Annotated in this window: 8 protein-coding genes; 2 read left to right on the forward strand and 6 right to left on the reverse strand. The window is 34.5% G+C overall.

All coding sequences use genetic code 11. The features are described 5' to 3' along the window. Nucleotides 1-90 precede the first annotated feature (90 nt). Together GSY74_RS05000 and GSY74_RS05005 are read left to right on the forward strand one after the other, a co-directional pair. Nucleotides 91-870, forward strand: coding sequence for a polysaccharide biosynthesis/export family protein (locus GSY74_RS05000; RefSeq protein ID WP_164664009.1), 780 nt, complete (start codon nucleotides 91-93; stop codon nucleotides 868-870). An 8-nt stretch (nucleotides 871-878) separates the two neighbouring features. Next, the gene (locus GSY74_RS05005; protein ID WP_164664010.1) at nucleotides 879-3,164 is read left to right on the forward strand and encodes a tyrosine-protein kinase; all 2,286 of its coding nucleotides are present in this window, start codon (nucleotides 879-881) and stop codon (nucleotides 3,162-3,164) included. On the opposite strand, the gene GSY74_RS05010 is transcribed toward GSY74_RS05005, so the two are convergent. The 6 genes from GSY74_RS05010 to GSY74_RS05035 form a co-directional block, all read right to left on the reverse strand. Next, a complete protein-coding gene (locus GSY74_RS05010; protein ID WP_164664011.1) occupies nucleotides 3,136-4,461 on the reverse strand; it encodes a UDP-glucose/GDP-mannose dehydrogenase family protein in 1,326 nt (441 codons plus the stop codon). The two genes, GSY74_RS05005 and GSY74_RS05010, sit on opposite strands and share 29 nt — an antisense overlap. Before the next feature lie 240 nt (nucleotides 4,462-4,701). Beyond that, entirely contained in the window at nucleotides 4,702-5,370 is a 669-nt protein-coding gene (locus tag GSY74_RS05015; RefSeq protein ID WP_164664012.1) for a sugar transferase, read from the reverse strand. A 2-nt stretch (nucleotides 5,371-5,372) separates the two neighbouring features. Then, nucleotides 5,373-6,575, reverse strand: coding sequence for a UDP-N-acetylglucosamine 4,6-dehydratase (locus GSY74_RS05020; RefSeq protein ID WP_164664013.1), 1,203 nt, complete (start codon nucleotides 6,573-6,575; stop codon nucleotides 5,373-5,375). Nucleotide 6,576: 1 nt separating this feature from the next. Continuing rightward, nucleotides 6,577-7,806, reverse strand: a complete 1,230-nt coding sequence (locus GSY74_RS05025; RefSeq protein ID WP_164664014.1) for a DegT/DnrJ/EryC1/StrS aminotransferase family protein — start codon at nucleotides 7,804-7,806, stop codon at nucleotides 6,577-6,579. 1 nt (nucleotide 7,807) lies between these two features. Continuing rightward, nucleotides 7,808-8,947 (reverse strand): glycosyltransferase, encoded by a 1,140-nt coding sequence (locus tag GSY74_RS05030; RefSeq protein WP_164664015.1) that lies wholly within the window; start codon nucleotides 8,945-8,947, stop codon nucleotides 7,808-7,810. Continuing rightward, nucleotides 8,941-10,207: asparagine synthetase B (locus tag GSY74_RS05035; RefSeq protein WP_164664016.1), on the reverse strand; the 1,267-nt coding region annotated here is incomplete at its 5' end. The genes GSY74_RS05030 and GSY74_RS05035, both read right to left, overlap by 7 nt.

A 10,207-nucleotide genomic window follows, 5' to 3' on the forward strand; every position in this document is an offset into this window, starting at 1 on the left:
ATTTTGATATTCACTCTTTTTATGTTAAAATATAAATAAAATAGAATAGAATTAACTAGATGGTTAATGATTTTAAAAGGAAATATAGAGATGAAGAGAGTTATATTATATATAATAATATTGATAAACCTAACAGCATGTAGCATAAAAGAGGAGTTTGTTCTTTTTAATCAAAGTCCATCTATACAAGATGGTAGCAGAGCAGAGAATCTGAATCGTACTATGGAGACAACCTATATTGATTCTGCAAAATTTGAATATAAGATTCGTCCACACGATAGAGTATCCATTATCACATATAAACGACCAGAGCTTAGTACCAATAATGGAACTTTAGGTACAGATGGTGGTTTGGGTCAAGGGTTGCTTGTTAACTCCAATGGAATCATCAGATTGCCACTTATCGATGATGTAAAAATCGCAGGATTAACGCAACCAGAAGCTCAACATAGGTTAGAGAGTAGATTTAGAGAGTATCTTCGACATCCAAGTATACAGGTAGAGGTTGTGAATAAAAGAGCATTTATTCTTGGTGAGGTAAACAATCCTGGGCCTATAGAGCTTAGAAATGAGCAGATTCCACTTCTACAACTACTCTCTGTGGCGGGTGATTTGACAAGAGGTGCCAACAGACAATCTATCATGATACTAAAGAATTATGGAGATAGTGTACAGACAAAGATTATAAGTCTCACCGATGCAAACTCTATCGCAACAGCAAATCAGATGATTCGTCCTAATGATATTGTATATGTTGTTCCAAAAGGTATGGCTGTGTTTAACAGTAAAGTGGGTGAAATTAATCCAATTTTTCAGCTTATCACCAATGCCCTGACACCATTTCTTACTATTAGACTATTATCACAATAAGAGATGCGATGATAAGCAGAAGTAAACAGAAAACAGAAGAGAATCCTCTTGTAGAGCTATTTTCAACCATTAAACCCTACAAGTGGTCAATATTCTCAATCACAGCCATATCGGCTATATTGACTCTTCTGTATCTATATTTTCAGCCATCAATATATGAGTCTTATGCCATTATCAAAATCAAATCTGAAACTAGAGGAGGGGAGAGACTGCGAGATATTGACCCCCTTAGTAGTGCTTTGTCAATATCGGGTAATAGTGAAGTTGACCAAGAGTTAGCTATTTTAAAGACTTTCTATACAAATAACAGAGCTATTGAGAGACTGGCAAATAAAAAACCTATTGAGAAAATAGATCTAAAAATACAATATTTTAAAGAGGAGGGTTATAAGGAGGTTGAGATATTTTTAGAATTTCCGATTGATATTAGAGAGATAAAATTTTTTAATAAGGATATTTTAGGTGAAAAAATAAAACTCATACCTGCAGGTGATGGCTTTCGCATCAAGATAGATGATACTATAGCTTCAGAAATTTATAACTATGGAGAGAGTGTTAAAACAAATAAATTTAGATTTATTGTTGATAAAAAATCCAAATTAAAAAAACCAATATATTTTAAATTTAATGGCAATAATAGGAATATATATGAGAAGATAATTAGAAAAAATCTAAAAGTATCCAGACTAAATGAGAATGTCTCTCTCATAAAAGTTGCCTATCAAGACACCTCCCCATCCAGAGCTACGGCATATATTAATGCTCTAGTAGATGTATATATAGCACAAAGTATAAAAGACAAGAGTAAAAAAAACAATAAGATATTGGATTTTATCGAGGAGCAATTGGGTAATACAGGAAAAAAATTGAAGTTATCAGAGAGTCAACTCGAAGAGTATAGAGTCTCAAACTCTGTTATTGAACCATCTATTCAATCAGAAGCACTTATAAACAGACTTAGCACTGTTGAGGTTGAACTCTCTGAAAATAGTATAAGAGAGAGACTAATCTCAAATCTACTAACATTTGTAAAACATAATAAAAATCTTGATAGTATTACCCCCACTCTGCGTGAACTTGAAGATGAGCCTACCATTAGAGTTATAGAGAGACTACAAGACCTGCAAAGAAGAGCAAGTGAACTAAGAAGAGATTTTACAGAGAAACACCCTGATTTGAGAGCTGTACGAAGAGATATAGCCAGAAGCAAGAGAACCATTTTGTTAAATATAGAGAGTCTAAAATCCAATATATCAGCTAGAAAGAAAGATTTAATCTCTCTAAAAAAAGAGTATGAAGAGAGTCTAAAAACTCTACCAACAAAAGAGAAACAGCTTATCGGATTAAGACGAAACTATGAGGTAAATTCGAAGATGTACTCATATCTTCTTGAGAAAAAATCAGAAAATGAGATGAAAAAAGTAGCAACTATTTCTGATTATGAGATAGTTGATAGAGCCTATTCAAACGGTATACCCATTAAACCAAAAAGGTTATCAAGCTTAGTGATTTTCACCCTGTTTGGCTCTGTCTTTGCTGTGTTATTATCCCTTTTGCGTAATTTTATGATTAATAGAGTTCAAAATATAAAGGAGGTTGAACGCCTTACTACTTTGCCTATATATGGCTCTTTACCTATCACAGCAGATACAGGATTTGAGATTTCAGATCATCCAGAGTCAAAGTTATCAGAGAATTTTCGTAGCATACGGACAACTCTTCAATTTATACGGAAAGTTGACAAAAGTAATATAATTTTAGTAACATCCAATGCACCCAAAGAGGGAAAAACAGTAATAACAGCAAATCTGTGTGCTATATTTCAGATGGCAGACTACAGATCTATTGTCATAGACCTAAATCTATATAGACCAGAAATTCATAACTACTTTAACATAACCAATGACAAAGGGATAAGCGACTATCTTCTAAACAAACGCGATAAGATTGAAGATATTATCCTACCCACTGCCTATCCAAACCTAGATATTATTACAGCTGGACACAGTGTAACAAATCCCTCTGATTTGATTCTATCTGACAAACTGGAGTCGCTTATAGCTAGGCTAAAAAAGGAGTATGATTTTATATTTATAGATACTGCTCCATTCTCTATGGTAGCCGATACGCTATATCTCATGCAACATGCTGATATAAATCTCATTGTTATACGAGAGCAGATTGCTAAAAAATCATTTGTCTCTAACTTAGAAGATATGGTAAAACAGCATGGTATTAAAAATGTTGGATTGGTTATTAATGGAACTACTGAACTCCTATCTGATAGTATCTGAATCCACTTTTTGCTAAAGTATCTCTGTTGTATTGGTTACGCCCATCAAAGATAATAGCATTTTTAAGTCGTTTCTTCATCTCTATAAAGTCAGGACTTCTAAACTCTTTCCACTCTGTTAATAGGATAAGAGCATCTACATCAGAGAGGGCTGTATATTTGCTATCAACATACTCTACACGCTCATTACCTTTGAGATAAAAGTTCTCTGCTTCGTGTCGTGCTTTTGGGTCATAAGCTTTAATCTTGGCTCCTCTTTTGGTAAGTTCATTGATAACCACAATAGAACTAGCCTCTCTCATATCATCTGTTTCTGGTTTGAATGCCAATCCCCAAACAGCAAATGATTTACCCTCCAAGTTCTCTCCAAACTTTTTAACAACCTTATCTGAAATCACTCGCTTCTGTGCATAGTTTACCTCTTCAACAGCGTCAAGAATTTTAGGTATATATCCATAATCTTTGGCTGTCTTAGCCAGTGCCTGTACATCTTTTGGGAAGCAGGAACCACCATATCCACAACCAGGGTAGATAAAAGAGTACCCAATCCGACTATCACTTCCTATACCATTACGAACTTGATTGACATCTGCTCCAACTCTCTCACAGATATTGGATATCTCATTCATAAAAGAGATTTTGGTAGCCAACATCGCATTTGCTGTATATTTAGTCATCTCAGCAGACTTGATATCCATAGAGATAAACCTGTCATGACTTCGTGTAAAAGGTGAATATAACTCTTTCATGACATCAATAGCCTCTTGTGAATCAGCTCCAATTACAACACGGTCAGGCTTCATAAAATCCTCAATTGCTGCACCCTCTTTTAGAAACTCAGGATTTGAAATAACATCAAAAGTCAAATTTGAACTGCGAATATCAAGTTGGGTTTGAATCATCTCTTTTACCTTATCGGCAGTACCTACAGGAACAGTACTTTTATCAATTACAAACATATGATGCTTCATATTTTCACCAATTGACTTTGCTACGGCAAGGACATATTGTAAGTCAGCACTTCCATCCTCTCCCATAGGTGTACCAACAGCGATAAAACAGATATTTGAATTATCCAGAGCCTCCTTAATATCGGTAGTGAATTTGATACTCTTTTTTTTATAGTTTTCTAAAACCATAGTCTTTAAACCCGGTTCATAGATGGGAATTTTCCCCTCTTTTAGTTCGGCTACTTTTTTCTTATCAATATCTACACATATTATACTGTTTCCCATCTCTGCAAAACATACTCCACTAACCAAACCTACATATCCTGTGCCTATCACACTTATTCTCATCTAATACCTTTTTATTTTTTTATTAAAATTCTTCCAAAGTTAGGAACCGATGGCTTTAGCCTCGTCATGTTCGGGACTAAAGTCCAATACCATTGAATTAAGCTTTTTTTAAACCAAATAGTTCGGGTGTAAACACGCCGATTCCGAAAATGCAGATTGCATATAAGGAACCGATGGCTCTAGCCTCGTCATGTTCGGGACTAAAGTCTCCGATTCCAAATAAGTTTTGCAAGAAGTCTATTATAAATAACCTTTTAACTCTTTTGAAACAGTTGGTAGATTACTGAAAACTCTCTGATATACTCTACTTTTTGAAAATAGAACAACCCAAACAGTCAGAACGATTAGCTTCATATATGTTGATATACCTTGATTTGCTACATACCACTGCTCTAGCTCACCTTTATAAGGGGCTATAATATTATCATAAAATTTCAATCTATCAACTTTATTGTCATCTAACATAGACTCTTCATCTCTAAAGATAATAGAACCGATACCTGAAAGACCTGGTTTTACCTCAATAATTGCATTTTGTGATTTTTTTGGAAAAGCAAAAAAGCAACGCTTGGTTTGAGGTCTTGGGCCTATAACACTCATATTTCCTATTAAGATATTTAGAAGTTGAGGTAACTCATTGATTTTTGTTTGTCGTAAAAATTTACCAAAAGGTAGTACTCTTGAGTCACCTTTAACTGTAATCGTTTGAGTTCCCATACTTGGGCTATCTTTTAGCATCGTAGCAAATTTAAATAGTCCAAACATATCACCATTTTTACCTACTCTTTGCTGTATATAAAAAATCTCACCCTCTCCTGTAAATCGTAAAACTATCATTACTGGAATTAAAAAAGGCGAAAAAACCATTAACGCTAATCCTGAAAAAAATATATCAAATAATCTTTGCATAACTACATCCTATTGTCTAAAAATTTACCAGTCTCTTTGTGACCAAAGTCTGGAATCATTCTAAAAAAGAGCTCAATTGTCTCCTCTTTAGCCCATCTATCTTGCTGTTTAATATTCTCTATTTTTGATAAAAAGTACTCTAACTTTTTCTCATCAAATATAGGTTCATTTTTTATTACTCCTAAATTTTCAAATCTATCCATATCCAAAATCTCTTTGTCGGTAAAAAACTCTTCAAAATCTTTCTCACCTGTAGTATCACTCTCAAAGAAATAGCAAGGCCACTTTTTTGAATTTTGAATTTTGAATTTTGAATTTTGAGTAAAAAAACTTCTTGCTTCATCCTCTGTTTTGCAAATATATGGTTCATAGCCAATCTCTTCAAGATATTTAACAGCAATATCAGCAAATGAGATAAGATGTAGTTTTTCACTCAACTTAGGAAAAAATATGTCTCTATTCTCTCCAAGCAGACAGCTCATCAGACAAAGCTCTCCTGACTCCTTTGGTGTTACAAAATATCGTTTAATATCAGTAGGAGCGGAGAGTGGTTGTCTCTTTTGGATACGCTGATTAAATCCATGGAGCAAAGAACCATCACTAAAAGCTACATTGGCAAATCGTGCTGTTGAGATTGGAATATCCAAACTCTTTTGCATCAAAAACATCTCCATAATGCGTTTGGATGCCCCCATCATATTGACAGGATTGGCAGCCTTATCCGTTGAGACACAGAAGTATTTTTTGACACCATGCTTTTTTGACTGCTCAATGGTTTTGATGGTATTTTCGATATTGACCTCAATCATTCTCATCAATGTAAAGGGGTCTTTTTCACTTCTTACATGTTTTAGAGCCGAGAGATTTAGTACGAAGTCATACTCTCCGTCAGACTTGATAAAAGCATCATAAGCCCTACTAGCAACATCTAGTGCAAAGGTTCTGAACTCACCATCAATATAACCTAGAGAGCTTCGTATATCTCTAACTAGCTCAACCATATTGTTTTCACTAATATCAACCACATGCAGTTTTTTAGGATTGCGTCTAAAAATCTCTTTGGTAACAGCCTGTCCGATACTTCCCGCACCACCAATAACTAGAAATGAGGAACTCTCGACAATAGAGCTTAACTCTTCACCAAATCTCTGCATATCTTCATCAAACAGTTCATCCTCTCGACCGATTAAATTCAGTATATTCATGCTACTTACCTCCTAATATTTTTTTTGCTAAACTATGAACCGATGGCTTTAGCCTCGTAATGTTCGGGACTAAAGTCTCCGATTCCAAAGAGTTTTGCAAGTTGTCTAAACTTTTTTTGAGACTTTCACACACCAAATCAACCTCATCAAATGTCATGGTTGGATAGAGTGGGAGAGTCAGTTCTCTAGTTGCAATATCCTCAGCTATAGGAGCAGAGTTCAGTCCAATCTCTCTAAATGCTCTGAAATCTTTAAATGCAGGATAGTGAATAGAGGATTGAATCCCCATCTCTTTGAGTCGTCCAATAAGAGCTACTCTATCTATCCCATGGTTTAAAAGGATTGGAAAAATATGATATACCGACTCAATATTTGTCAAATCTCTAAATGGAATAGAGAACTCTTTGACCTCTGATAGATTTGCGATATATCGCTCCACCAAAAGTTTTCTACTACGGTTTGCATCATCCAATTTATCAAGTTGCACGAGTCCCAAACTAGAACGCATCTCATCAATACGATAGTTAAGTCCTGACTGTGCAATATCATAGGTGATGGCTCGTCCTTTGTGTCTATCTAGTGTAAGGGCTGTCATCCCATGACTTCTAAAGTACTTTGCCTGTTGGTCAAGTTTCTCACTTTTGGTGGTCAACATCCCACCCTCTCCAACAGATAGATTTTTATTGGTAAAGAAGCTAAAACATCCATAATCACCAAATGTTCCACAAGCTTGACCTTTGTATTTCGCATCAGGGGCATGAGCACAATCTTCAATAAGAGCAATATTCTGTCTGTTACAAAGCTCTACAATCTCATCCATCTCACATGGATAACCAGCAAAATGAACCAAAATAAGAGCTTTTGTCTTATCAGTAATCTGCTCTTCTATAGTCTGTGCGGTGATATTCCAGTTATTATAATTGCTACAATCAGCAAGTATGGGTGTGGCTCCCACCATTCGAACCACATTAATATCAGCCACAAAAGTAAGAGCAGGGATAATCACCTCATCACCAGATTTAATATCCAGTGCCAAGAGTGCCATATGAAGTGATGCTGTTGCACTAGATACTGCTGTAGCGTAAATATCTCCACCTAACATATCAGCAAACTTATCCTCAAACTCTTTTGTCTTTTCACCCATAGTTATCCATCCACTATCAACTATATCTTTGACAGCTTCACTCTCTCTATGGTCGTAATTTAGTTTAAACAGTTGTACTTTCCACATTTTATACTCCTATTTTTTTATATACATTATGATAATTCTCAACTACTCTATCTAGGTCAAACTCTTCCACTTTAACTTTTGCATTTTTTTGATATATCTCTAGCTTATCTCTGTTCTCAGCCATATATATCATCTTGCTACAGAGATCTTTTTCATTCTCTATCTCCATTAATTTACCGTTATACTCATCGGTCACAACATCTTTACACCCTGGCATATTCGTTGTAATTAATCCTAATCCCATAGCTGATGCTTCCAACAGTACTCTTGGAACGCCCTCTCTATAGTAAGTTGGCAGTACAAAAATATCTGAAAGTGAGAGTAGCTCTTTTATATCTTCTCTTCTACCTAAATAGTTTACGAAATCACCATAAGCCTCGATCTCTTCAAGTTTAATTGACTCATCTGTATCAAGTTGACCTACCAATAGAAAGTTATATCTATACCCCTCTTCATAGCACAACTTCGCAGCTTTAAGATAGGTCAAAATTCCTTTCTGTTTTACCATTCGACTAACTAGAATAAATGTTTTTTGACTCTTATCAATCGACAACTCTTCTACCAATTTTTCTACTCTACTTTTATCAATTTCTGTGCTAAAGTTTTGCAAATCAATACCACTACTCTTGATAGTTTTTGATTTATCTTCAGCAGATAGGTTGTGTTGTGAAAAATATTTAGCATCATCATCATTTTGAAATATAGTAAAATCAACTCTTGGCTTAATTGATTTTTGAACAATATTATAGACTTTTGTTAGAAGCCTATTTTTTAGATTATCTTCTGTAAATATACGCCCCATACCTGTAATAGTTCTACTTACCTTAATATTTTTCAGTCCAATTGAAGCTAGTGGCAAAAATATTGTAGGTTTAGTATCAAACGCATGAACAATAGTATTCTCCTCTTTCTCTTTTAAAATTTTTCGTAGATTCAAGATAGATTTTATATCACTAAATGCTCCAAATTCTCTACTAAAACTATACTGCTCATAATCAATACTGTTTTGAATAAACTTATCCTCTTTTTCTGTACCAATAATATTGATGTTGTAACCAAGTTTTATAAATTTTTTTGAAATCTCTATACGGCTACTGACATCCTCTCCCCCTAAAAATATTAAATTTGTCTCTCTTACCATTTTTTCCTCCACATAACATATACCATTATCATCCATATAAAAGTTGGATTCTCTATTTTCCCATTTTTCAGATCTTCACTAATTTTTTTTAAAGAGGACTCTTTAATAATTGCATCCTCTATTAATATCTTATTCTCTAAAGCACTGAGTGCCTCCTCTTTTAACTCATTTAGAATCCAAAATTTCAGAGGCACTGTAAAGCCTGATTTTGGTCTATCTGTTATGCTTTTGGGTATATATCTATTAAGTACTTTACGCAGAAGATATTTCCCATCGCCATCTTTATACTTAATATCTGAAGGAACCCTAGCCATATACTCCGCTATTCTATGGTCAAGAAGAGGTTCACGCCCCTCCAAAGAGAGACTCATCGTAGCTCTATCTACTTTGCAGAGAACATCATCTACCATAAATGTTTTATAATCCATTGCCATCATCTGGTCAATTGTGTCTAGGTTACTATTCTTTTTAAAATCTCCAAATGAGACTTTTTCAAAATTTTTAAATGCTCCATCGACCAGAACATCATCTAAAAAACTAGCTTCTACTACTGAACTAGCTCTAATGAACATCTCTTCTGAACTATTGGAATTAATCATATTTTTGAATTTTTTGAATTTATCAGCAATATTTGACTCTTTTTTCGATTTTGGAAGCAGTGAATTTAAAAAAGTCACACTAGTTTCATTTAGCGTGTTTGCAACTATTTTCAAAACTCTATATCTGAATCTGAATTTTGATTTTCTCAGTGCTTCTATCTTTTTTATTGCAAAATATTTGCTATAACCGAAAAAGACTTCATCCCCACCATCTGCAGAGAGTGCAACAGAGACATCTTTTTTGGCTAGTTGAGAGACAATCATTGTAGGTAGTGCAGAGTCATCAGCAAAAGGTTCATCCCAATGGTAGCTAAGTTTGTCTACTAGTTTTAACATATCATCTGCCGTGCAGTAGTATTCTGTATGGTCTGTTCCTAGATAGTTAGCAATTTTTTTCGCATCATTGGCTTCATTGAACTCTTTTTCCATAAATCCAATGGTAAAAGTTCTGATTTTCTCTTTACTATTTTTCTGTAGAAGTGCTGTCACAGTGGAGCTATCATACCCTCCACTTAGAAAAACGCCAACAGGAACATCAGATACCATTCTAAGTTGACAAGAGTCGATGATTAAATCCTCTAAATCATACAGAATCTCATCTTCACTTTTTTTATTTTTCTCCATAGAGTAGAAGTCATAAATATCCCAATATTTATAAATA

Source organism: Sulfurovum sp. bin170 (assembly GCF_010892395.1).
In the GTDB taxonomy this organism is placed as follows: Bacteria; Campylobacterota; Campylobacteria; order Campylobacterales; family Sulfurovaceae; genus UBA1140.